At 42.0% G+C, this 22,811-nt stretch carries 24 protein-coding genes; 9 read left to right on the plus strand and 15 right to left on the minus strand.

Annotation, left to right across the window (positions count from 1 at the left end; translation table 11 throughout):
* Window positions 1-14: 14 nt before the first annotated feature.
* On the minus strand, window positions 15-635 hold the full coding sequence (locus ACT3QP_RS01060) for a glutathione S-transferase family protein (RefSeq protein ID WP_444524149.1): 621 nt from the start codon (window positions 633-635) through the stop codon (window positions 15-17).
* A gap of 178 nt (window positions 636-813) precedes the next feature.
* Here ACT3QP_RS01060 and ACT3QP_RS01065 point away from each other — a divergent pair, with 178 nt between their 5' ends.
* From ACT3QP_RS01065 to ACT3QP_RS01075, 3 genes are all read left to right on the plus strand, one after another.
* Window positions 814-1,053, plus strand: coding sequence for an ACT domain-containing protein (locus ACT3QP_RS01065; RefSeq protein WP_444524150.1), 240 nt, complete (start codon window positions 814-816; stop codon window positions 1,051-1,053).
* Between the two features lie 575 nt (window positions 1,054-1,628).
* Window positions 1,629-2,120 carry a hypothetical protein gene (locus tag ACT3QP_RS01070; RefSeq protein ID WP_444524151.1) on the plus strand — a complete coding sequence of 164 codons (492 nt, stop codon included), beginning with the start codon at window positions 1,629-1,631 and terminating at the stop codon, window positions 2,118-2,120.
* 255 nt (window positions 2,121-2,375) lie between these two features.
* Window positions 2,376-2,735: an ACT domain-containing protein gene (locus ACT3QP_RS01075; RefSeq protein ID WP_263972675.1), complete on the plus strand. Its 360-nt coding sequence runs from the start codon at window positions 2,376-2,378 to the stop codon at window positions 2,733-2,735.
* Window positions 2,736-2,782: 47 nt separating this feature from the next.
* Here ACT3QP_RS01075 and ACT3QP_RS01080 read toward each other — a convergent pair whose 3' ends face one another.
* The 10 genes from ACT3QP_RS01080 to ACT3QP_RS01125 all read right to left on the minus strand — a co-directional run bounded on the left by ACT3QP_RS01080 (window position 2,783) and on the right by ACT3QP_RS01125 (window position 12,285).
* Window positions 2,783-2,968: a hypothetical protein gene (locus tag ACT3QP_RS01080; RefSeq protein ID WP_444524152.1), complete on the minus strand. Its 186-nt coding sequence runs from the start codon at window positions 2,966-2,968 to the stop codon at window positions 2,783-2,785.
* A 21-nt stretch (window positions 2,969-2,989) separates the two neighbouring features.
* Window positions 2,990-3,736 carry a pyridoxine 5'-phosphate synthase gene (locus tag ACT3QP_RS01085; RefSeq protein ID WP_444524153.1) on the minus strand — a complete coding sequence of 249 codons (747 nt, stop codon included), beginning with the start codon at window positions 3,734-3,736 and terminating at the stop codon, window positions 2,990-2,992.
* Between the two features lie 44 nt (window positions 3,737-3,780).
* Window positions 3,781-4,656, minus strand: a complete 876-nt coding sequence (locus ACT3QP_RS01090) for an N-acetylmuramoyl-L-alanine amidase (RefSeq protein ID WP_444524154.1) — start codon at window positions 4,654-4,656, stop codon at window positions 3,781-3,783.
* A gap of 56 nt (window positions 4,657-4,712) precedes the next feature.
* A complete protein-coding gene (locus tag ACT3QP_RS01095; protein ID WP_444524155.1) occupies window positions 4,713-5,213 on the minus strand; it encodes a DUF2247 family protein in 501 nt (166 codons plus the stop codon).
* 144 nt (window positions 5,214-5,357) lie between these two features.
* Window positions 5,358-5,852 (minus strand): hypothetical protein, encoded by a 495-nt coding sequence (locus tag ACT3QP_RS01100; protein ID WP_444524156.1) that lies wholly within the window; start codon window positions 5,850-5,852, stop codon window positions 5,358-5,360.
* Window positions 5,853-5,882: 30 nt separating this feature from the next.
* Window positions 5,883-6,650, minus strand: coding sequence for an MOSC domain-containing protein (locus ACT3QP_RS01105; RefSeq protein WP_444524182.1), 768 nt, complete (start codon window positions 6,648-6,650; stop codon window positions 5,883-5,885).
* A 205-nt stretch (window positions 6,651-6,855) separates the two neighbouring features.
* Entirely contained in the window at window positions 6,856-7,269 is a 414-nt protein-coding gene (gene rsfS / locus ACT3QP_RS01110; protein WP_192520346.1) for a ribosome silencing factor, read from the minus strand.
* Window positions 7,270-7,411: 142 nt separating this feature from the next.
* Complete coding sequence (locus tag ACT3QP_RS01115) at window positions 7,412-8,335, minus strand: nicotinate-nicotinamide nucleotide adenylyltransferase (RefSeq protein WP_444519033.1); 924 nt, start codon at window positions 8,333-8,335, stop codon at window positions 7,412-7,414.
* Between the two features lie 378 nt (window positions 8,336-8,713).
* Window positions 8,714-10,861 (minus strand): phosphate acetyltransferase, encoded by a 2,148-nt coding sequence (gene pta / locus ACT3QP_RS01120; protein ID WP_442069601.1) that lies wholly within the window; start codon window positions 10,859-10,861, stop codon window positions 8,714-8,716.
* Window positions 10,862-11,055: 194 nt separating this feature from the next.
* Complete coding sequence (locus tag ACT3QP_RS01125; RefSeq protein ID WP_192520343.1) at window positions 11,056-12,285, minus strand: acetate/propionate family kinase; 1,230 nt, start codon at window positions 12,283-12,285, stop codon at window positions 11,056-11,058.
* 683 nt (window positions 12,286-12,968) lie between these two features.
* On the opposite strand from ACT3QP_RS01125, the gene lptM reads away from it, so the two are divergent.
* From lptM to ACT3QP_RS01145, 4 genes are all read left to right on the plus strand, one after another.
* Window positions 12,969-13,262 (plus strand): LPS translocon maturation chaperone LptM, encoded by a 294-nt coding sequence (gene lptM, locus ACT3QP_RS01130; protein WP_192520342.1) that lies wholly within the window; start codon window positions 12,969-12,971, stop codon window positions 13,260-13,262.
* 59 nt (window positions 13,263-13,321) lie between these two features.
* Window positions 13,322-14,653: a diaminopimelate decarboxylase gene (gene lysA / locus ACT3QP_RS01135; RefSeq protein ID WP_444524157.1), complete on the plus strand. Its 1,332-nt coding sequence runs from the start codon at window positions 13,322-13,324 to the stop codon at window positions 14,651-14,653.
* Window positions 14,654-14,982: 329 nt separating this feature from the next.
* A complete protein-coding gene (dapF, locus tag ACT3QP_RS01140) occupies window positions 14,983-15,870 on the plus strand; it encodes a diaminopimelate epimerase (protein ID WP_444524158.1) in 888 nt (295 codons plus the stop codon).
* Window positions 15,871-15,928: 58 nt separating this feature from the next.
* Window positions 15,929-16,981 carry a tyrosine recombinase XerC gene (locus ACT3QP_RS01145; protein ID WP_444524159.1) on the plus strand — a complete coding sequence of 351 codons (1,053 nt, stop codon included), beginning with the start codon at window positions 15,929-15,931 and terminating at the stop codon, window positions 16,979-16,981.
* 7 nt (window positions 16,982-16,988) lie between these two features.
* Here the strand turns inward: ACT3QP_RS01145 and ACT3QP_RS01150 are convergent, their stop codons facing one another.
* A complete protein-coding gene (locus ACT3QP_RS01150; RefSeq protein ID WP_444524160.1) occupies window positions 16,989-17,885 on the minus strand; it encodes a carbon-nitrogen hydrolase family protein in 897 nt (298 codons plus the stop codon).
* 456 nt (window positions 17,886-18,341) lie between these two features.
* Between ACT3QP_RS01150 and rpoN the strand changes: the two genes are divergently transcribed.
* Window positions 18,342-20,000: an RNA polymerase factor sigma-54 gene (gene rpoN, locus ACT3QP_RS01155; RefSeq protein WP_444524161.1), complete on the plus strand. Its 1,659-nt coding sequence runs from the start codon at window positions 18,342-18,344 to the stop codon at window positions 19,998-20,000.
* A gap of 438 nt (window positions 20,001-20,438) precedes the next feature.
* On the plus strand, window positions 20,439-20,819 hold the full coding sequence (gene hpf, locus ACT3QP_RS01160) for a ribosome hibernation-promoting factor, HPF/YfiA family (RefSeq protein WP_192519795.1): 381 nt from the start codon (window positions 20,439-20,441) through the stop codon (window positions 20,817-20,819).
* 224 nt (window positions 20,820-21,043) lie between these two features.
* On the opposite strand, the gene thiS is transcribed toward hpf, so the two are convergent.
* The 3 genes from thiS to rpoH all read right to left on the minus strand — a co-directional run bounded on the left by thiS (window position 21,044) and on the right by rpoH (window position 22,616).
* Complete coding sequence (gene thiS, locus ACT3QP_RS01165) at window positions 21,044-21,244, minus strand: sulfur carrier protein ThiS (protein ID WP_192519796.1); 201 nt, start codon at window positions 21,242-21,244, stop codon at window positions 21,044-21,046.
* Window positions 21,245-21,328: 84 nt separating this feature from the next.
* Window positions 21,329-21,706 (minus strand): DUF423 domain-containing protein, encoded by a 378-nt coding sequence (locus ACT3QP_RS01170; RefSeq protein WP_442069599.1) that lies wholly within the window; start codon window positions 21,704-21,706, stop codon window positions 21,329-21,331.
* 46 nt (window positions 21,707-21,752) lie between these two features.
* The gene (gene rpoH / locus ACT3QP_RS01175; protein WP_225739217.1) at window positions 21,753-22,616 is read right to left on the minus strand and encodes an RNA polymerase sigma factor RpoH; all 864 of its coding nucleotides are present in this window, start codon (window positions 22,614-22,616) and stop codon (window positions 21,753-21,755) included.
* Window positions 22,617-22,811: the final 195 nt, after the last annotated feature.

The following is a 22,811-nucleotide window of genomic DNA, read 5'->3' on the forward strand; positions in this document are numbered from 1 at the left end:
AAGCTCACCTTTTTTTATAGTTTCACAAAGTTGGGTAGTGATTCGATACGTTTAAGCCAATTGAGTAAATTTTTATAAGGCAATAACTCCAGCCCACCTTCCTCCGCATTATGCGCATAGGCATATAAGCTGATATCCGCAAGACTCACATTATCTCCTAATACATAGGTTTTATTTTGAAAATGTTCGTTCAAATAACTAAGAATGTCTTTTGACTTATCAAGCTTCTGCTGATATTCGGCCAACCGACTGGGTATCATATTCTGGAACTTTTTAATAAAACGCACAGAGGCTATATTAGGTCGAACTTCGGTTTGTTCATAGAGTAACCATTGCCACATTTCTGCGTATTTTATGGCAGCGTTTGGAATAAGTGATGAGCCGTCCGCCAAATATCTGATGATCGCATTCGACTCTAGTATTTTGGTAGGTTTGCAATCAATAGATGAGTCGTCAGGTTCGATTAATAAAACGGGTACTTGACCTAGTGGATTGATTTGCAGGAATGCCTCTTGTCGGCTTTCTTGCGTCAATATATCGACCTCAATCCATTGGTAATCAATGTTTAATAACGCGCAAGTTAGGCGCGTTTTATAGCTATTTCCGGATATTTTATTACCGTATAGGGTGTACATGGCTTATCCTTGTTATGACAATCAAGTGGCAATATACCTATCATCAGCATTGAATGCTAGGGTTAAGTACATTCAGGAGTTAGGCCATGTCAGGAATTACAGATATCAATGAGCTGTTGGGTTCGATGCAGCCCGCATTGGCGCTAAGCTTATGGAGTCAGAAGGATTGACTTTGGTTTTGGCAAAAGATAAGGCTGATGAAGCGGGGTTACAGTACGAGGGCGCGTTTCGGCAAATCACTCTGACGGTACATTCAAGTTTAGCAGCGGTAGGTCTTACCGCAGCAGTATCCACCAAATTGACCTCAAAAGATATCAGTGCCAATGTGATCGCTGCCTATTATCATGATCATATATTTGTATCGAATAACAAGGCAGAGCAGGCGCTATCTGCGTTAAAAGAGCTGGGTGATGTATGAATTTTTTATAAGTAAGTGAGCTATTTCCCGCCTTCCACTTGTATCTGCCAGTCTGGGCGCGGTGCTGGCTACGGTTTGGGTCGTCGCTTGCTTCGCGTCGCCACCCCAAAACCTAGCCATCGCAACTCGCCTAAACTAGCAGGATATCACTACAGTCGGGGCTAGCGGCGGCATCGTGTTCTTGCAGATATTTGTCGTGGTTCGATTCTACAAATTAAAAGGTCGGTAGTGTGAACGTAACCTGAAAGCCGTAAAAACGAAGTACTGCTTTGTTAAGCTTGCAAGGAAAATCCTTTAAATAGGTTTTTTTATCAGTGTCAAAATAATATAATTGATGACTAAAAACCCAGCTTGCAAAGCTAACCCAACAAATAAAAGAGACGTATAAAAATGAGTAATTAATTTTACACTGATCTATCCACGTCGTTGAATCAAGCATCGACGATTGCCAAAGGCGAAGTTGGGCCTAGTCGCAAGTTCAGTCATGAGATACCTGATATCAAATCGATCCGTACTGATACAGAGTTATCGCAACAGCATTCCGCCGAATAAATATTAGATTCTAAGGTTAAAATATGCGTAAATATGTACTCGTATTAGCCAGTCTTTTATTAGTAGCTTGCCAGCCAGAGGCGTCTAATAACTTAAATGACATCCAGAGTAGTAACCTTGAGCTAGATGAAAGTTTTAAAATAATGAATAACGATGAAGCAGCAGGAGGTAACGTCAATATGATGTCAACTAATGAACAAGATAATCACCCTGAAAATAACTTCGATACGATAACCGGCTTAATCAAGAAAAAAGGCAAATGTCTTTATATAGATGACTATTTAATTCTTATTCAAACTGAGCATTTGTCTTTTAACGATCATATATCTGCTTTATATGATGAGGACAAGCAAGCCAGTTTCGAGATTGGGGATACGGTAACCCTAGGCGGGTTCTCAATGGATTATTCTGACCTTACGGACAACGATATGGGGTCTAATACGGAATGGAAAAATCCATATCTTTATGAGTGTCAAGCAGATAAAGTATGGATAACAATTGATGTTGTCTCTTGATTTAATGACATTAAAAAAGTGCGTAGGTTGGATAAGCAGCCTGATTTGATTGTTAAGGCTTGATAATTTTTAGAGCTAATCCTGAAAAGCGTTAAAAAATTGCACTGCAATTTTAGATTATCAAAGACGACTGTTTACAGCCTGACAAAGTTAGGTAGCGACTCAATACCAGTATCAAATACTAGAGTTAAATAAATTCAGGACTAAGAAAATGGCAGGAATTAAAGACTTAAGTAAATTGCTTGATTCGATGCGATGCAGCCAGAGCTTGTAGATGAAGCGTTCGTATTTTGCTCAGTAGCTGATAAGTTAGAACAATATCTTCACCTAGAACCGATAGCTACGTTTAAGGAGCCAGAAGGTCTAACTTTAGTATTAACCAAGCATAAAGCCGAGGAAGCTGGTTTGAACTACGAAGGTGTTTTTCAGCAAATTACTTTAACCGTACATTCAAGCCTAGACACCGTAAGTCTAACCGCAGCAGTGTCAACCAAATTGACCTCAAAAGGTATCAGTGCCAACGTGATCGCTGCCTATTATCATGACCATATATTTGTATCGAATGACAAGGCGGAGCAGGCGCTATCGGCGTTAAAAGAGCTGGGTCATAAATAGACAGTTTGAAATTTTATATTTGCAAATCTGTATCGTTAACGTCTAAATCATTTCTTAATTTCTTTCCGAGCCTCAGTAATCAACTCATGAATTTTCGCACTTTCTTTTAGTACGCAAGCATCATAAGCAGAAAGCGGTTTCGCTTCCTGCTCCTTTTCTTCCGCTTGCTTGGCTTTTTCTTCTAGATATTTCTCAAGCTCGTTTTGTTGCTCTTTACCTGTTAAGTCACTCATATTGACTCCTGCTAATGCTTTTTAATCACATATTTTTAAATACTGACGCACCACATTATCCATGCCTTGTTCCAGCGACTCAATCGTAAACGCATGACCAATCGACACCTCAGCGATATCACTAAGCGCGAGCAGATCAGCCAAATTATCCAAATTTAAATCATGACCAGCATTGACGCGGATACCGTTTTGATTGGCTAGATTGATACAGTCGCTAAAGCGTTGCTTGACCTCATCGAAATCAATATTGTCATCGCTCTTACCATTACTGTAAGCGCGCGCCCATTCTTCGGTATACATCTCGATCGTCTGTACATCGCTTTCGATGACGGCTTTGATCTGTTCGATATCAGGGTCGATAAACACCGCACAGCGCGTACCGAAAGCTTCTAGCTCTTTGCTCAATATTGATAAAAACTCATGATGGGTAATGATATCAAAGCCATGATCAGAGGTCAGCTGATCGTCACTGTCTGGCACAAGCGTACATTGATGCGGTTTTACTTCACGGATAATCTTTAAAAACTGCTCGTTTGGGTTGCCTTCGATATTGAACTCAATCTCTGGATAGTCCTTTAAGAATGCACTGATATCATAGACGTCTTGGTATCTGATATGACGCTCATCAGGTCTTGGGTGTACGGTAAAGCCTTTGACACCTAGGTCAATCAGCTTCTTCACAAAGGTCAACAGGTTAGGGTAGTCAGTACCGCGAGAGTTACGGATTAAAGCCAATTTATTCAAATTTACGCTAAACAATGTGCTCATAAAATTCCTTGTACAGCTCGTTTGTTATTGATGACATGAAAGGGTTAATAAAAATCGTTGGTATCAGCATACTTCTTATTTAATGCCTTTAAAATAGCATAAGTTTCTAAATCTATTTCACCCGTTGGGTTATGCGGTCGAAAGTGCAACTGAAAGGCATAAATGACATCACGACTGGCCTTGTCCCACTCATCACTATTATTGATCTGATAGCCATAATCACGAAACTGCTGCTTAATCTCAGGTCTTGTGGCTGCCGCAAACGCTTCTATGTCCATAAACGCAAACTTATCAGCGCCATCATACCAAGCGCCGATACCATATTGTTTATATAGCTGCTCCCAAGGAAACTTTGCACCGGGATCTATTTTACGCGAGGGTGCCATGTCTGAATGACCGATGATGTTTTTGGGTGAGATGTCGTATCTTGCCGTGATATCTTGCACCAACTCCGCGACCTTTTTGATCTGTAGCTGGTCAAACGCCACATAATGGTCATAAGGATGATACGCCAGCGTACCGTCTTTTAGCGCATCCTTATATTCAGGCGCAATGCCTACATTGACGATCTCTATACCGATAGAGGTATCGTTTAATATCGTGCGTCCTGCAAACCCGCCATCACCGGCATGCCAAGCGCGCTCGTTCTCTGGTACGAGGTTATAAATTTTATCATCATCATTATCTAACACTAGATAGTGGGCACTGACCTTGCCTGTGGTCAGTGTGTTGATAGATCGGTCATTGTCTGACACTGTGTAGTGCAGCACGATGGTTTTGATGCGTTCGCTCTTGCCAGTCGAGTGATAAGTATGACTATCCACGATATAGTTCTCAGTGGTTGCCACTGGAGAGGTAGTGGTCACGCAGCCAATCAAGGGAAGTGTTAGGCCAAATACTAAGAAGATGTTTTTTACCATGAAATGCTCTGTGTGGGAATGATGTCTTTCCAAAGGGTAGTTCAGATTGAAGTATTTTAAGATGCTATTAAATGTTTATAAGCATTTAAATAGTCCTTCCAGTTATGCAAGATATGGTCATAGCCTAGCTTTTCAGTATTACCATGAGCAGGCATATAACTTATGAATCTTTCCATATCTACAGGGTAATTAAAGTCAGCATAAACTTTATTAATTCTATCGTAATCAGCACTACTATTTTCTCTATTTTCATAGAGCCAAAGTAAGAGAATGTATCTCCATTTACTACTTACTGATTTCAGCTCACAGGCTGCCTCACTAGATATTAAACTTATAGGTTTGATGTCAGTATCTATATAAAAACTGTCTAACAACAGATTAAGAGCCAATTCTAATAAGCTCTCATCATTAGGGTGCTTAATTAATGACGTATCAACAATGTCAGCTAACTCTCTTAAATCGATTAGCTCATACCCTATAGCAAATCTGATTTCTTCTGCAGATAAAATGACGCTATGTTCTTGTAAAAAAGAGAAGGGAGTATTAAGGTCTTTCATGATGATTCTAATCTCTATTTTGAGTACGTTTATGCAGAGACAGTGTCATGCCAAACGCTAAGAATATATTTTTCACCATGAAATACTCTGTTTGAGAGTGCTAAGATATTAATTAAACACGCACTAATCTATGAATATATAGGTCTACTTAAAAAACTCATGAACTCTAATGATAGCTATGTTTTGGTCTGGGTCTTCTTCTAAAGAAACATCTAGGCCATTTGCAACATCCAAACCACACCTATTGTCATCATTAATTAAAAAAAACTCTTCACCCGTTATGCTTCTTTCTAGTACACCAAACTCAGAGACATGCCTTAATTTGTCTCCAAGACCATATTTTCCATATATCTTACCTTGGTATTGATTTGGCTTTCTTGTGATATAAACCATGATGGAGTTCAATATCATTTGTTCATTGAAAGATAATCTCATCAACAAATTCGTATCAATAGCATCGACGTTATCACTACTATAGATGTCTAAGCTGTCACTATTATCTCTGATGTGAAAATTATTCTTATCTGATTTTTTTAAAAGTGCTTTTATATCTTGATGGCTGTATTTTGAAATTTCCAAACCAGCAATACTTTCACCTGGGATGATATCTGCGTACCAGTCTATTTCATTCTTATGCATCTTCTTACTCACTCAAACTATCGAATCGCCTTAAATAATCTTCTTAGCCAACACCTTTTTCCAACTCTCTTCCAAACACTCAATCGCGAGCCACGACTCGATCACATCAGCATCGTATTTCTCTTTAGAGTTAGACAGTTGCCATAACTTTTCAAGTGTCGCAAACGGATAGGGGCGTTCTATCAAGTAAACTGGTAAATCCGCATTAATCAGACCATCACGTACGACTTGAAAGTACCAGCCAGAGATGCCTTGTTTGCTTACCCATGCCGCGATATTCGGCACTTTGGTAAACTGTCCGATTTGATCATTGATCTTATAGCAGGGGCGTCGCGGCTGGACGATGCGTAGCTGAACGCAATCGCTATCATTACTATAGTCTTGTCCGTTCTCAAAACGTCCACTATATTGAAAAACGTCACCAATGCAAACCGTAGACTCAGTCATTTCCGGTAGACCATTGAGGGCTTCGGTCGTGAGGTTTTCGCCCAATGTACCGACGCGCACCTTTAGAGCAAACTCTGCATTGATTTTTTCATAAGTCGCAAGTGCCAGTTGATGCACCGCTTTTAGCGGGCCACCATGATGTTTGCGATCGGCTTGCTCATCAGTGGTCAATCCCATGAAGTTGACCGCAACAGGCGCTTTGATTGGCGCTTTATCAATGGCGCTCATTTCTTCGCGCGCAAATGGCATAGCTTTACCAGCGCGAACGCAGGTTAAGTTGGCGATATGTAAGGGTAGGGTATCATTAAAGTCTGATTTGGGGTCTTCTGTCGTTGGTAACGTCGGTATCATCGATTCTGTACTCATAAGCGATTCTGATTTATTTAAGGTCTGATCAACAGACTCTAGTATCGACTATAGCGTAATTGTGAACCATTTTCAGAATATTTATTAGGGATAGAGACAGTGTTTTTTGCATAAAAAAGACCAGAATAGTGATTCTGGTCTTTTTGGTAGTGCATGTTTTAATGTTGGACGGATATCGTAATCAACAATCTTATTTGACTTTGTTACGACGGCCTGCCGTTTTCTTTTCACGCGGGGTCGCAACTAGCTCAGCCAATTGGTCAGGTGATGACCACAAACCTTCTAGGTCATAGAACTCACGTGCTTGAGGCGTCATAATGTGGACGACAACAGCGCCCAAATCAATCAATGTCCAGTCAGAGTCGATACCGCCTTCACGGCCAAGTGGCATAAAGCCAGCTTGCTTCGCCTCTGCGCCGACACTGTCAGCCATTGCGCGTACATGGCGCTTAGAGGTACCGTTAGCGATGACGATGCGTTCTGTTACGTCAGTTAATGCTTCTACATTCATTACAGTGATGTTCTTTGCTTTCATATCGTCTAGAGCATTTTCAACAACGGCTAAGCATTTTTTTAAACGTTCTTCAGTCATGGTATTGGTCATAAATTTTGATCTCTTGAATCGTAAATATTAAAAATAAAAAAGGTAAATCGTCAATTTGCATGCGTTGGCATTGTCGAATGAGCTAGATGTCGCCCGTCACGTATAGAGACAGGGTAGGCAAAATGACAAAGATAAGGCGATTTTAACGGAATTGAGCAGCAGAATATAGCTGATGGGTGATAATATATTGATAAACAGCAGGATTTAGCCATTTAGCTAATGGATTGGGTTCAGTATTGTCCATGATATCATTTATTGGTTGCAAAGATGCGATTTGCGTTTCGGCAGTGTGCTTTATATTTAATGCGTGAGAGATTTTCTGAAGTTGCTGACGTACTTGCGTGCTAGATACGGCGGTCACAGGGCGCACGTCTACGTAAATACTGCCTTGGTGTTTATTATTTTGTAAGCGACTGCTATTTGCGGCTATATGAGAGTTAGCTGTTATGAGTTCATTGGGCGAACTAATAATGAGAGGCTGTAGTTGATTGGGTAATTGCGCTTGCAGCTCAGACACAGAAACGTCTTGGTTCATGGTGTTTTTGTTCATGAGCTTTTCATTGGTTTGAGAAGAGCCGCTATCGTTGTCATAAGTCTCAGATAAGCTATCACGATTAAAAACCCACAGATTGACATAATCAGTCAGCTCAAGCCCTTGTTTCCATTTAGTCAAACTTAGCGCGCTGTCCATACCAATGATAAATATCAAACTGTCATTCGGATAGCGCTGCCGTAACGCCCGTACGCTATCGATGGTATAGACAGGTGGTGTTTGCCAAAGCTCAAGCTCGTCTATCCGTATGGGAGTATTTAGTGTTGCGAGCTTTAACATGGCTAAGCGATGATTAGGATCGGTGCTTTGTTGTTTAAAAGGTGAGCGAGCATTGGGTAACAGTGACACATGCAGCTCACGATTTAGCTGCTTGGCTAGTGGCAATAAATGCTGATAAACGTACATCGCTATTTGCACATGACCTTTATGCACAGGATCAAATGAGCCACCAAGATACGCACGAATGGCAGGCGCAGGATATTGAGTCTGTTTATGGTTGGTGATATTAGACATAAATAAAGGGAGCAAATGGTTGGCAAGAAAATCTTACCGCAGGTTTAAAAGAGAGGGTAGCGCTATTGTAGTGGGCAAGCAGGTATATGTCACTAGGGCGTGTCCTCAATTCAATCGATAGCCATCTAAATAGGTTAAAAATGGCTAAATCTTGCCAAACGGCGTCAAATAGCTGACTAATATCTCGATATTATCTGCGCTGTTTTCCTTGTTTGACGACAATTTATCTCATTTTTATCACCATTTTTAAAATGAGGACACACCCTAGTAGCGCTCAAAACCCATAAACAGTATTAAATAAAAAATGCCTAAGAAAAAGCCGACTATCAATGAGGTAGTCGGCTTAATCACAGGATTTTTTACGATCTGATTGAGTGATTAAATGGCGTCACTATATGCCTGAATTGCAGTAAGCGCAACGGTGTAAATGATGTCATCAACCAACGCACCACGTGACAAATCGTTTACTGGTTTATTTAGACCTTGGAGCATCGGTCCAACACTCACAACGTTGGCACTACGCTGTACCGCTTTATAAGTGGTGTTACCTGTATTGAGATCTGGGAAGATAAACACGTTTGCTTGACCAGCGACAGGCGAGTCAGGGGCTTTTTGTTTACCGACACTCATGACCGATGCGGCATCGTACTGTAGCGGGCCATCAACTGCTAGGTGAGGCGCGCGCTCACGGACTATTTGTGTGGCTTTGATGACTTTTTCGACATCTGCGCCTGTACCTGATGAGCCAGTTGAGTAGCTAATCATCGCAACTTTTGGTTCGATACCAAAGGCGGCGGCAGACTGAGCAGACTGGATAGCAATCTCTGCCAACTCTTCTGCATTAGGGTCTGGGTTAATCGCACAGTCACCATACACCACGACCTGCTCTGGTAGCAGCATAAAGAAGATTGATGATACCAATGAGTATTGTGGTGCAGTCTTAATCAATTGAAAAGCTGGACGCACAGTGTTGGCAGTGGTGTGGATAGCACCAGAGACTAGACCGTCAACCTCATCCATTTGTAGCATGATAGTGCCTAAGAATACCGTATCTTCGAGCTGTTCAGCGGCGACTTCTGGAGAAGTTTTTCCGTTACGGCGAGCAACCACTGCATCAATATACTTGCTCATATCAAGGCTGGCAGGATCGAGAATCTCTAAACCTTCTGGCAAGACAAGATCGCGGTTCTTAGCAACTTGCTCTACATCTTCGCGTTTTGCAAGTAGTACACAGTCAGCGATACCACGGCTTTGACAGATACAGGCAGCTTCTACTGTACGTGGTTCAGACCCTTCAGGCAGTACCACACGTTTTTTGGCATTTTGTGCTTTTTTGACGACCTGATGACGGAAGGCAGCTGGTGATAAACGTGGCTTATACTCACCGCTGAACTGCTCTTTGATCCAACCTAAATCTAAGTGTGCAGCCACATAACGTGTTACTTCTAGGGCGCGTTCAGTATCATCACTTGGAATCTCAGCACTCATGTGTAATAAGCTCTGTACGGTCTCAAAGCTATCTGCTTCGACACTCATGACAGGAATACCTGTCTTAAGAGCTGATTGCCATAGCTCAGCCACGGTCGCATTTGGTGACACGCCACCAGTCAGTACCAAGCCTGCTAATGGCACACCATTGATACAAGCCAAAGCCGCAGCGAGTAACAAGTCATCACGGTCACCAGGTACGACGATGAGTGTGCCACGTTTGAACACTTCGTCTACCCGTGTCACTGAGCGTGCAGTTAGGCTAATCTTGTTGATACGACGTGTTTTGGCTTCACCAACATTGATCCAAGTGGCATCAAGTTCGGTGGCGATATCCCAAGTACGAGGTACAGATAATGAGTCGCTAAATGGCACCACACCAATTAGGCGAAACTGTTCGGTATCAAAAGAAGGAGATAAGCGCTGTACTTCTTGAACGAAATTTTCATCTAAACTCACAACCGCCTCACCTGGCGCGACTGGTTGATTCTCAAAAGTGTTTGGTAAGTCATGCACTCGCATCAGAATGCAGCCTAACGTGCGATCAGAGGCCATACCACCAAACTCACGCGCATGCACATCAAGTTTATCTGCTAAATGAGCTGGGTTTTTGGTATCAACAGTACTAACAAAGATGATTTTGGCATCTAAGGCATGAGCAATGGCACGGTTGATTTGTGCGGCATAAGAGGCTTCTGTGGTTGATACCAAGCCTTCACAGATGACGACACCATAATCACCTTCGATGGAGTGATAGTTTTCAACGACTTCTTCCATCAAGTCATCTAGATTGTCATCACCGATCATACGCTCGACGCGCTGACGGTTGATAGATTTGGGCGGTGTTAGACCAAATGCGTGCATGGTTAGTGCGCTTGAGCTGTCCAGACTATTCTGCTTGTCGAGCGTATCATCTTGCAGAAATGGTTTCATAAAACCGGCTTTAACACCGTTATAATCAAATGCACGAATAAGACCTAGTGCTGCTGATGTCACGCCGATACCGCGACTAATGGGAACAAGTAAAATGGTTTGCATAGTATATCCTACTATTTGTTTTGTTATATCTATGAAGGGGGTATTGCTGATTGGCTACAACGATGATGCTTGCTGCATCGTTCATTTGTAGTATTGACTGAGAATCGAGCAGCTACTCAAAGGCCTACGTTATATAAATAATTTTTATATAACATAAGCCATTAAGTAGGTATCGTTAGATAGCCAAGCTATTTTTATTTCAGACCTAATGCCTGACGGGTTTCTTTAGCAATCTGACATTCTTCATCAGTTGGAACAACCCACAGCTCAATGCTGCTATCTTGCTCTTGGAAGTTTCCTTCAGCACCACCGACCAGCTCATCGTTTTTGTCAGCATCAAAATTGATGCCGAAATGACGCATGACATCTAAGATACGCGCACGTGTGGTTGATGAGTTTTCACCAATACCACCAGTAAAGACAATACCAGTAAAGTCAGGCAGCGCACAGCTGAGGCTGGCTAGATATTTACCGACACGATAACAGAACATCTCGATGGCGAGCTGAGCATCTTTATGTCCCTCGTTTGCCGCTTGTTCGATAGTACGCAAGTCATTAGATAGACCTGAGATACCCAATAAGCCACTTTCGCTGTTGAGCATGGTATCTACTTCTTCTAAGCTCATACCCAACTTACGCTTGAGATGAATATGTAGGCTAGGATCGACGTCACCACTACGTGTGCCCATCATCAGACCTTCAAGTGGCGTCAGACCCATGCTAGTATCTAAGCTTTCACCATTATAGACAGCAGACGCTGAGCAACCGTTACCTAAGTGGGCGGTTAACCAACCATGTGGACCTTTGGTATCTGTGAGAGTGCTAGCACGCTCTGATACGTAGGCATGCGAAGTACCATGGAAGCCGTAACGACGGATTTTTTCTTCTTCGTATAATGCTTTTGGAATCGGATAGCGGTAGGCAACAGGTGGCATTGTTTGGTGAAAGGCAGTATCAAACACGACTACTTGTGGAATATCAGGATAAATGGCTTCAACCGCTTCAATACCTAAGGCGTTTGCTGGGTTGTGCAATGGCGCTAAGATTTTTAGGCGTTTTACTTCATCAAGTACGTGTTGGTCAACACGAACTGCTTTTGAGTATTCACGACCACCATGGACCACGCGATGACCAACAGCAATAAAATGATATTGCTCAAGTAGTGCTAGAATTTTTTGTAGAGCTAGCTCATGACGTCCACCAGGGATTGTGATTTCAAGTTTTTCACCGTTTAATGTAGTATGCTTGATGCGAGCGGTATCGAGCCCCAAGTTTTCGGCAAGTCCTGTAATACGGGTGGATTCGTCTTCGCTGATGAGTGCGTATTTGATTGAAGATGAACCGCAGTTCAGAACCAAGGTAGGGTTGATTAGTTTTGATCTGCCGGTATTGCGGTCATTAAAGATGGGGGTGCTATCGCTCATGCTCTATCCTTAGATTATGTTTTTTGATAAGTGGTAAATCATAGCGGATTAACTTCCGCTAAACAAACAAAAATCAGCAAACCTGTCATAAAAATGAACTAAGCGATAATTCGCTTACAGGTTTGCCAATAGATACTTACTGGTCACTTTACTTGGTTGCTTCTAGCAATTCATCAAACAAAGCAAATAATTTCGCAGTATAATGTAACACAATTAAAATCTTATACCACAGTAACTATAAGGTTTAAGATTGAACTTCGTCAAGTACTGTTACATCTGTACACCGGATATCGTTATAAAATGACAATTGCTATAAAGGCAGGATTGTCCACAATAAAAATTGTAAGAAAGTTTTTCAAGATTGTTTTTGCCCGTGTTTTTCGCTATGAAACGGCTCTAAATTTACAGCAAATGCCATGTAACTTTGCTAGTCTTCGTTTGGTAGTTTTCTGAGCCTACGTTAAAAAAACAGGCTCAAAAAACCATCGTTATCAGTAATATTTATAGATAATAAATACCGAAAAATTAGTGATCGAGCACACTTAAAAGGCATGCTTCTTTACTGGTACAATGCTATGCTGAAGCACTGTTTGGTGTCCAAAAGACCCTAAAAATGTTTTCAATAAATTATAATATTTTGAATAATTTACTTATATTCACCCTGCTGTAAGGTTATCTGTTTTATGCTTACTATACACCGTGTTTTAAATGTCAAGCACACCTATCGTTTATCTGTCAATACCAGTCGCCGTGCACTTTCTGCACTCATTATTGCTACTGCCATAGTAGGAATATCAGGCTGCGGACAAAAAGGTGACCTATACCTAGTAGATAATACAAGCTCAAATACGGTAGGTTCAGCGTTATTATCTGACACTGATGATTTATCAGAGACAGCATTGGCGAGTGATGAACAAAACTCCCGTGAGTTAGAGATAATGCTAGCAGACGTCAACGAAGACCCTAACGATTATTAGTGGATTTTGCCCAAAAATTCTGACAAATTTTATCTGATTGAATGAGAGACATAACTATAATGACGACAATAACCACCCAAACAGAACAGGGTTTATATATCAATCCTGAAGCCTTAACTGCTCATTTGCCAGCACTGCATTACCATAACGGTCGATTACATATGGAGCAGGTTAATGTTGATGACGTAGTCAAGCATTATGGCACGCCATGTTATGTTTATTCAAAACAGGCGATATTGGATGTTTATCAGGCTTATACTGATAGCTTTTCTAGCTTGCCGCACCAGGTTTGCTACGCTGTCAAAGCGAATTCTAACCTTGCGGTGCTTGGAGTGCTTGCGCAAGCAGGAGCAGGGTTTGATATTGTCTCACGTGGTGAGTTAATGCGAGTATTGGCGGCAGGTGGGGATGCTGCCCGCGTTGTATTCTCAGGTGTTGGTAAGACGTGTGATGATATTGAATATGCACTGAATCAAGGTATTGGTTGTTTCAACGTTGAGTCCATTAGTGAGCTTTCTTTAATTAATGAGGTAGCACAGCAGCTTGATAAACCAGCGCCGATTTCACTACGGGTAAATCCAAACGTAGATGCCAAGACTCATCCTTATATTTCAACGGGTTTAAAAGACAATAAATTTGGTATCGCACACGAAGATGCAGTGGCTGTCTATGAGCAAGCTGCCGCGATGTCGCATATTGATATTGTCGGTATCGACTGTCATATTGGCTCGCAACTGACGGAAGTAGAGCCATTCGTGGCGGCATTGGACAAAGTGATTGAGCTGGTACATAGCCTACGTGAGAAAGGTATTGAGCTACGTCATATCGATTTGGGTGGCGGTCTTGGCGTGCGCTATATCGATGAGACGCCCGTATCTATGGATGAGTTTGCTGCTGCGTTATTACCAAAGCTAAGCGAGCTTGGTTTAACGGTATTCTTTGAGCCGGGCCGCAGTATCGTGGCCAATGCAGGAGTGCTATTGACTCGAGTTGATGTGCTAAAGCCAACCGAACATAAAAACTTTGCTATCGTTGATGCGGCGATGAATGACTTGATTCGTCCTGCATTGTATCAAGCAGAAATGGCAGTGATTCCAAGTGTGTTACCGAGCAAAGGTATTGATACGGACGGCACGCAACCGTGGGATATCGTTGGCGCTATTTGTGAGACTGGCGATTTCTTAGCAAAAGGTCGCTTATTAGCATTGGCAGTAGGAGATACGTTGGCAGTTACAGGCACTGGTGCTTATGGCTTTACCATGAGTAGTAACTATAATTCGCGTCCGCGTGCTAGTGAAGTGATGGTGGCTGGTAATCATCATCAGTTGATACGTCCACGCGAAACGATTGAATCATTATATGAAAATGAAACATTGTGGCAGGCGCAGTAAGGTTATTAAAGACGAGCCAAAACGGTCGCCGTATTTGATGATTGAAGAGAACCCATTGTGATAATGACAATGGGTTTTTTTATGACTAGACTTTAAGGGAGGTATTTTTTAATTAACGCTGTCTCTTAGTTATAGGCATGCCTTTAGTTGACAGCAATACCATGCACAAAAATTAAAGTAGCAAAGAAAACGAGTGTAAGTACTACTCACTGTAGACTAAACAAGTTTGACACCGCTAATCGTATTTTTTGGGATTGGTATTATTATGAATGTATCTGACAGCGTGCTAATATAAGCCATACATAAAAATAGGATAGGATATCAAGGGTATGCTAATAGAATTTACTAAGATGCATGGTCTAGGCAATGATTTTATGGTCATCGATTTGGTGACTCAGCGCTTAGAATTAACCAAGGATTTGGTACAGTTATTGGGAGATCGTCATTTAGGTATTGGTTTTGACCAGCTGCTAGTAGTTGAGCCACCTATGCGTCCGGATGTTGATTTTAGTTATCGTATTTTTAATACTGATGGCACGGAGGTTGAGCAGTGCGGTAATGGTGCACGATGTTTTGCTCGTTTTGTCCAAGCACGTAAACTGTCATTTAAACAGCGTCTACGTGTTGAGACTGCTAGCGGTATTATCACGTTGACCACAGATCGTTATGGTTGGGTAGAGGTCGATATGGGCAAGCCCAAGTTTGAGCCGGATGAGATTCCATTTAGCCCGAGAGCCACTACCAAAATCCAAAACGCCTATCACCTAGATGTAAATGGCACACCTGTACAGCTCTATGTTGCCAATATGGGTAATCCTCATGCGGTTATCAAAGTAGATGACGTGCTTGATGCTGAGGTCGAAACCTTGGGCAAAGCTATTGAATCACATCCGGCTTTTCCAGATCATGTGAACGTTGGTTTTATGCAAATTATGAATCAGCGTCATATTCGCCTGCGAGTTTATGAGCGCGGCGTCGGTGAAACCCAAGCTTGCGGTACAGGCGCTTGTGCTGCAGTGGCTGTTGGTATACGTGAAGGCTGGTTGGATGAAGGGGAAGAAGTACGCGCACAGCTCTATGGTGGCAGCATGATTATCAAATGGCAGCCAGGTTATTCAGTCATGATGACCGGCCCAACGGCCTTTGTCTATGAAGGTGTCTTTAGTCCAGATGGATTAATGGCACAAGCAGGTATCAAACCCAACCCAGAAGGCTAACGGAATTTAGGTTCATGCACAATGATAAGCGGCTAATATTAATTGCTGGGTAAAAACGATGGTCGTCTCTAATAGCGCTATGTCAAACAAGAATAGTCAGCATCTGCCTACATCAGAGTCAGCAGCATGGCTGTCAGACACACAAGCAGCCACTATAGAAGCAGATGCCGCGCTAAGGGAGCTGTTGTCAGATGTGCATCGGTGGCTAAACACTTTATCAGTGCGTAATCATTCTGAGCATACTTTAACGGCTTATTTTTCTGGCCTGAACCAATTGGCGCTATTTTTGCGAGGTAAGCGCTTGACGTGGACGCGTTGTGATAAGCGCCAACTCGCTCAGCATATCGGTCAGCGTCTCGATGAAGACAAGCTTGCGCTTGCCAGTGTGCAGCAAGAGCTATCAGCTATTCGTCATTTTTATGGTTGGCTGATTGAAGAGGGCCTAGCACGTATCAATCCAACGACAGGTTATCAGCTGAAACGTAGCCCTCGACCGTTACCGTCTATCGCTGATGTGGACTTGCTTACTCAGTTACTTGATCAAGAGATACCAGATTCTCCGGAACAAGCGCGTTTATGGTTACGTGATAAAGCCATGTTTGAGCTGCTTTACAGTAGTGGCTTGCGTGTTGGTGAGCTGGTTGCGCTAGATATGGCCGATGTGGACCTGTCAGAGTTACGGGTACGTGTGACAGGTAAAGGTAACAAAACACGCTTAGTACCTTTAGGTATAAAGGCTGCAGAAGCTATAACACGCTATCTGCCGCATCGTAATCTGTGGGTCGAGCAGATGGATAGCGCATTGTTTATCAGCGAAAAGTTAGGTACACGCTTGTCAACGCGAGCGGTGCAGCAACGCTTAAAAGTTGCTGCTACACGGGCAGGTATTGCCCAAAATATGTATCCGCATTTGTTGCGACATTGTTTTGCCTCACATATGCTATCAGGTAGTGGCGACTTGCGTGCAGTACAGGAAATGCTGGGTCATAGTGACATTAGCACCACGCAAATTTATACCCATGTCGATTTTGCTAAATTGACACAAGTCTATGATCGCGCTCATCCACGAGCCACTCATACGCAAAATGACAGTGATTCGAACCCGAGCTAAGTATCGGTTACGCCAAACGGTGACAATCAAAAATTGGCATTTTTTGCCGCCCTTGCTGTTGTGCTTGTTTATCTAACGATGCTAGTACTATGGCATATCGTTGTTTTTCTTCGATGTCAGTGCTATCACCTAGCTCGCTGTCATCGTAGCTGTTTATGATGGTACCATCGTAAGCAGTAATCGTACTATGTCCCCAAGTTTGGCGAATATCCCCATTTTTATAAACATGATCACCGCCCTGTGCCGCACCGATGACCATGCATTGGCTGTCTAGAGCACGTGCCCGCAACAATAAAGACCAATGCGCCTGGCCTGTTAGATAAGTAAATGCGGCAGGCGCGCTCAATATATCTGCACCTGCTTGCCTTAGACGTTGCGCCAATGCTGGAAAACGTAAATCAAAGCACACCATCATGCCTAGATGGTAAATTTCATTGTTTGCTTCGAGCGGTACAGTCACTGTTTGTGTGCCTGGCTCAAAAGTCGCGGCTTCATTATAGCTGCCTTGCTTATCTGCCACGGTTGCTGTGAATAAATGAATCTTGTCATAACGCGCCACTTGCTTACCGTCAGGAGCAAACAGTTGACTGACTTGGCGCAATCTACCATCTGGTACGATCATGCCATCTGGACGATAAAGGCAAGGTAGTGAGCCTACCAATACATACATACCGTAAGTGTGCGCATATCCAGCGATGGTTGCTGATAGTTCATCGAAACGCTCTGCGGTAGAAAACTGCTGTCCCATACTACAGCAGTTTTCTGGTAGAACAACAAGTTGAGCACCTTGCGCACGTGCTTCGATAATGGCAGCTTTGATATCATTGAGGTTTTTTTCAATATTTTGCTGGCTATTCATCTGAATGGCAGCGGTTAGCAATGGATTGTTTGTTTTGCTATTCATAGTAGTGTTCTCAGTGAGTTTTGAGACTTGTTTATTCAAATTTAATATTTAACAGACCTTGATATTATTCATCATACCTAGAGCTTGTCCTCAATCTAAAGAATAAACTGTAGATGGGCTAAAATTGCCAATATATTCATATTCACAGTAGGCTTTTCTTTGTGAATCTACCATTTTTCTCATTTCAGCTCAGTTAAATGATTATTGCTTGGGTTAAAAGCATGCTCCAGTTAGACGCACAGTTTTCATATCAATTATTTAGTAATTTATGCTGAAATGCTAAGATTTATATGGTTTTATGACAGAAAAGTAATAAATGTATCTGAACAGAGTATAAATTATCATAGCAAGATTGCATCAAAAAATGCTATCGTCATGTCCTAATAACGTTAAACTACTCGTTTAACCAAATATATATAGAATAATATTTTACTATCGGAGTGTAATAAGCCGCCCATGAGTATGTCGTTTGGATTGGCAACCACGCTGAGTACCTCACAGAAACTAACCCCTCAGATGCAGCAAGCTATTAAATTGCTGCAGCTCTCTAGTCTTGAGCTCGCACAAGAGGTTCAGGCCAAGCTGGATAGTAATCCATTGCTTGAACGTGTCGAAGATGATGAAGATGAGTACGATCATAGTGGCGATGATACTATCGATGAGCTGAATGAGCCATTGACGTTAGATAGCTGGAATCAAAATTCGGATGCTGATTCATCGACTGCTAACTCTGAGTATGATGAGGGGTTTAGTGATAGCTTTGATAAACTACAGCAAGTAAATATCGATGATGGTGCGGTAGACAATCATACTATGGATAGCGATGATTACAGTAGTTTTGATAGTGCTACTGATTATAATAGCGCTGATAGTGGTAATCATGCATCAGTGGCTACCAATACGGGTAACAAAAGCGATGAAGACTTTGATAGCTATCAAGGTGGCACGTCTGCCACTATCCAAGATCATGTGCGTTGGCAGCTAAATTTTAAACACCTTTCAGAAGCGGATATGGTGATTGCTACGTACCTAATAGATTCTATGGATGATATGGGGTTTATTCGGCTAGATGTTGATGAGTTTTTACAAAGTTTAGACACCATGGCAAGCTTTTATCAATGGGATGAATGTGTTGAGAAAGATGAAATAATGGCCGTATTACGCATTATTCAATCTTGTGACCCGCTGGGTGTTGGCGCACGAAATTTGAGTGAATGTCTCGCTATTCAGTTATCCAAGCTTAGTCCCAATACAGAGTATCTAACAGAAGCCCAGGCGCTATTATCAGCTAGTGATCATTTAGTCAGTAATAATATCAAAGCACTTACTGAGCAGACAGGGCTCGCGGCTGAAAAAATCACACCTGCATTAAATCTATTACGCAGCTTAAACCCTTCGCCAGGCTTATTGTTTCAGAGTAGTCAACCAGATTATGTGCGTGAAACAGACAGCTACGACATTCCTGATGTATTGGTTACACCTGTTCGTCATCAAACGAGTGATAATAATTTAGAATCTGATGTACAGGATGATGCTTGGTATGTGCGTCTCAACCCCGACACATTGCCAAAATTACGGGTCAATCAAGAATACGCCAATTTAGTTAAGCGTGGTGACGACAGTCCTGATAATCAATATTTACGCGAAAACCTCACTGATGCGCGTTTGTTCATTCGTAGTATCGAAGAGCGTAATCAGAACTTGCTAAAAGTGGCAACCAGTATTGTCCGTTATCAGCAAGAGTTTCTGTTACATGGTGCTACGGCAATGCAACCGCTGATTCTAAAGGTTATCGCAGAAGAAGTTGATTTGCATGAATCTACGGTATCGCGTCTGACTACTAGCAAAACAATTTTGACACCACAAGGATTGTTTTCACTAAAACACTTCTTCTCATCACATGTCAGTAGTAATGACGGTGACATATCTTCAACGGCTATTAGCGCCATGATTAAGCAGCTTATAGCCGATGAAAATCCGAAAAAGCCATTATCAGACAGTCGTATCAAGGACAGTTTATTAGCGGAGGGTATCGATATCGCTAGAAGAACAGTGGCTAAATATCGTGAAGCGATGAATATTGGTTCATCTACCCAGCGCAAACAAAAATATTGAGGCGTGTTGTATGTTTGACAATAGCATTGATAGTACCTATTTATGAATGCTCAGCACACTTTAAGTGATGTTATTCAAAAAGTTGTGAGTAATGTCATACAATTGTCTTTTATGGCTTAATTCAAATATAAAAAATAAAATTTTTTGATTATATAGAAACATGATAGAAACAACAGGTTTTATTACATTTAATTACAATATAGTGTCTTGCTACTATTCAATTTTCATGACAAATTAGAGTCATACCAACAACGAAATCTAAATATCGATTTAGCCTATTTATAGCAGCAATCAGAGAGATGATGAAAGGATACATTAGCATTTGATTACATGCATTGACTATCAAAGGCGATAGATTAGCGGTTGGTAAAGCAGGGTGATAAAGGCAGGAATGCTATTTCATCTGTTGATTGTTAGTACAAACAAAAGGACAATAATATGAATGTTTCTATCAGTGGTCACCATATCAGTGTTACCGAAGCTATGGATAAAGCGGTGCGTGAAAAGCTTGAGAAAGTAGAACGACACTTTGATCAGATACAAAGTATTAAAGTGATATTATCGTTGGATAACAATGGTTCTAGCGATGGTGGTAAAAAAAGCCATAAAGCTGAAGCGATAATGAGAGTCTCAGGTCAAGAAATGTTTGTCCAATCGTGTGAAGATGATATGTATAAAGCCATTAATGACATGGCAGACAAACTTGATAGACAAGTACGTAAATATAAAACCCGCCAAGATCGTAAAAAGACTCAGGGTGCTGGACGTGACGACCGCTATGACGATCTCACAGCTGCCGACGTGGTACCTGCAGTATAATGCAATGAGTTTTAGTGCTGAGTGTTAGTATTTTTCAGATTTAACGAGTATTGGCTGATTCAATAACAACAGGTAAGATAATAAAGAGGACATCTGGCCCATATAGTTAAAACTTGATTCTACTAAATTGGCATGATAATACAAAAAAGGAAAAAGGCCTCAACGTATGATACGTTTGAGGCCTTTTCTATTATCAAGTATTTATACTGAGCTTGTTATAATGACTAGCCGCCACCAACGGCTTGTACTACCTCGATGTCCATTCCTTCCACGATACGTAGATGACCAAGCTCACTTTTGGGGATAAGCTCACCGTCGATTTCTACCGCATAACGCCCTTGGCTAAGTCCAAGTTCATTGATAACCAATTGCACAGTCTGGTGGGTAGTTTGCAATGTCTTACCATTGACACTAATGGTACTCATAAAAAACACTCCTTAATGGTTTCGTATTACTGCTATCAGCATAATGATTCTTCACATTGTCTGTTATCTATTTTATATGAGTGTCTATTTGGCTGCTGAATCATGTATTTTGAATGCTGATAGTGCTAGCCATAGCCAACCGATAATCATTAATACACCACCGATAGGTGTAATAGCTCCGAACCACAGTGGCGCCCCAAGTGTCATTGCATAAAGACTGCCCGAAAATATGATAATACCGATCTGTAGTAGCCATGCCGTTGTCTGAGTGATGTATTTGAGACGAATCAGCAGACCAACCAGCAGCAATCCAAGTGCATGGATAAATAAATATAAGGTCGCCGTGTGCCACCATTCTAGCTGTTGAGCACTGGCAATGTTTTTGAGGCCATGAGCGCCGAATGCACCTAGGGCGACGGCGACAGCCATATTGATCGCTGCAATACCTATCCAATTTAGCATGTTGAATTCATCTTATCTAAAAGCTATCACGACTAAAAGGCAGCTGTTATTGAATGTCATCTGGCAAGATGACGCTATCAATGGTCATTGCATCGCGAATCTTATCCATGGCATTTTTTTCGATTTGGCGGACACGCTCTGCAGAGATAGAGTAGACGGCTGCTAGCTCATGCAAGGTAGATTTTTGCTCAGAGAGCCAGCGCTGTTCGACGATATCGCGAGAACGGTCATCGAGAGTATCCATCGCTGCGATTAAGGCAGAGGAGTTATTCTCTTCCCAGTCTGATTCTTCTAACTGCTCAGCAGGATCGATGCCATCTTCTAAAAATAGCTGCGGTGCATAACGTCCATCGTCATCATCACTAGATTGCGCTTCAAATGATGCATCATAAGATGTGAGCCGTGACTCCATCTCTAGTACTTGTTTACGCGTGACATTGAGATCTTTTGCAATAGCATCAGCTTCTTCTAGAGTCAGCTGATTGTTGGTCTTTTTGAGACTACGCAAATTAAAGAACAGTTTGCGATGTGCTTTGGTGGTCGCAACTTTTACGATCCGCCAGTTTCGAATCACAAATTCATGAATCTCCGCCTTAATCCAATGTACAGCAAAGGATACCAAACGTACGCCTTTGTTGGGGTCAAAGCGTTTTACGGCTTTCATTAGACCTAGGTTGCCTTCTTGAATCAAGTCGGCTTGTGGTAAGCCATAACCGGAGTAACTGCGCGCAATGTGAATCACAAAGCGTAGATGTGACATCACAAGTAATCGTGCTGCTTCCACATCACCGTCATCATAGTAGCGATGCGCTAGCTCTTGCTCTTGTACTGGTGTCAAAATAGGAATTTGATGGACGGTATTGATATAAGCACCGAGATTGACCCCAGGTGCAGATAAATGGGTTGGCATCGCAGGTACTAAGTCACGGGTACTGGTATCACCTAGCGCATTCGCATCATAAGGTGGTCGTTGTGCGGCAGCTTTTAGCGCTGCATCACGTGCTTCGTTTATTACCGGTGCTGCCTCATCTTTTGTAGCATCATTAGAAGTATTAGCCATATTCTTGACCTTATTAAATAGTGACGCAAATAGTCATATAAAAAT

This window comes from Psychrobacter sp. AOP7-B1-24 (assembly GCF_052376215.1).
Taxonomy (GTDB): domain Bacteria; phylum Pseudomonadota; class Gammaproteobacteria; order Pseudomonadales; family Moraxellaceae; genus Psychrobacter.

Bases quoted from the DNA above. Each gene is read 5' to 3' on its own strand.
- lysA (WP_444524157.1), top strand. From the start codon at position 13,322: ATGACGACAATAACCACCCAAACAGAACAGGGTTTATATATCAATCCT.
- ACT3QP_RS01145 (WP_444524159.1), top strand. From the start codon at position 15,929: ATGGTCGTCTCTAATAGCGCTATGTCAAACAAGAATAGTCAGCATCTG.
- ACT3QP_RS01080 (WP_444524152.1), bottom strand. From the start codon at position 2,968: ATGAGTGACTTAACAGGTAAAGAGCAACAAAACGAGCTTGAGAAATAT.
- ACT3QP_RS01125 (WP_192520343.1), bottom strand. From the start codon at position 12,285: ATGAGCGATAGCACCCCCATCTTTAATGACCGCAATACCGGCAGATCA.
- ACT3QP_RS01070 (WP_444524151.1), top strand. From the start codon at position 1,629: ATGCGTAAATATGTACTCGTATTAGCCAGTCTTTTATTAGTAGCTTGC.
- ACT3QP_RS01090 (WP_444524154.1), bottom strand. From the start codon at position 4,656: ATGGTAAAAAACATCTTCTTAGTATTTGGCCTAACACTTCCCTTGATT.
- ACT3QP_RS01100 (WP_444524156.1), bottom strand. From the start codon at position 5,852: ATGCATAAGAATGAAATAGACTGGTACGCAGATATCATCCCAGGTGAA.
- ACT3QP_RS01075 (WP_263972675.1), top strand. From the start codon at position 2,376: ATGCAGCCAGAGCTTGTAGATGAAGCGTTCGTATTTTGCTCAGTAGCT.
- lptM (WP_192520342.1), top strand. From the start codon at position 12,969: ATGCTTACTATACACCGTGTTTTAAATGTCAAGCACACCTATCGTTTA.
- ACT3QP_RS01115 (WP_444519033.1), bottom strand. From the start codon at position 8,335: ATGTCTAATATCACCAACCATAAACAGACTCAATATCCTGCGCCTGCC.
- ACT3QP_RS01060 (WP_444524149.1), bottom strand. From the start codon at position 635: ATGTACACCCTATACGGTAATAAAATATCCGGAAATAGCTATAAAACG.
- pta (WP_442069601.1), bottom strand. From the start codon at position 10,861: ATGCAAACCATTTTACTTGTTCCCATTAGTCGCGGTATCGGCGTGACA.
- thiS (WP_192519796.1), bottom strand. From the start codon at position 21,244: ATGAGTACCATTAGTGTCAATGGTAAGACATTGCAAACTACCCACCAG.
- hpf (WP_192519795.1), top strand. From the start codon at position 20,439: ATGAATGTTTCTATCAGTGGTCACCATATCAGTGTTACCGAAGCTATG.
- ACT3QP_RS01085 (WP_444524153.1), bottom strand. From the start codon at position 3,736: ATGAGCACATTGTTTAGCGTAAATTTGAATAAATTGGCTTTAATCCGT.
- dapF (WP_444524158.1), top strand. From the start codon at position 14,983: ATGCTAATAGAATTTACTAAGATGCATGGTCTAGGCAATGATTTTATG.
- rsfS (WP_192520346.1), bottom strand. From the start codon at position 7,269: ATGACCAATACCATGACTGAAGAACGTTTAAAAAAATGCTTAGCCGTT.
- ACT3QP_RS01150 (WP_444524160.1), bottom strand. From the start codon at position 17,885: ATGAATAGCAAAACAAACAATCCATTGCTAACCGCTGCCATTCAGATG.
- rpoH (WP_225739217.1), bottom strand. From the start codon at position 22,616: ATGCCAACCCATTTATCTGCACCTGGGGTCAATCTCGGTGCTTATATC.
- ACT3QP_RS01170 (WP_442069599.1), bottom strand. From the start codon at position 21,706: ATGCTAAATTGGATAGGTATTGCAGCGATCAATATGGCTGTCGCCGTC.
- rpoN (WP_444524161.1), top strand. From the start codon at position 18,342: ATGAGTATGTCGTTTGGATTGGCAACCACGCTGAGTACCTCACAGAAA.
- ACT3QP_RS01095 (WP_444524155.1), bottom strand. From the start codon at position 5,213: ATGAAAGACCTTAATACTCCCTTCTCTTTTTTACAAGAACATAGCGTC.
- ACT3QP_RS01105 (WP_444524182.1), bottom strand. From the start codon at position 6,650: ATGATACCGACGTTACCAACGACAGAAGACCCCAAATCAGACTTTAAT.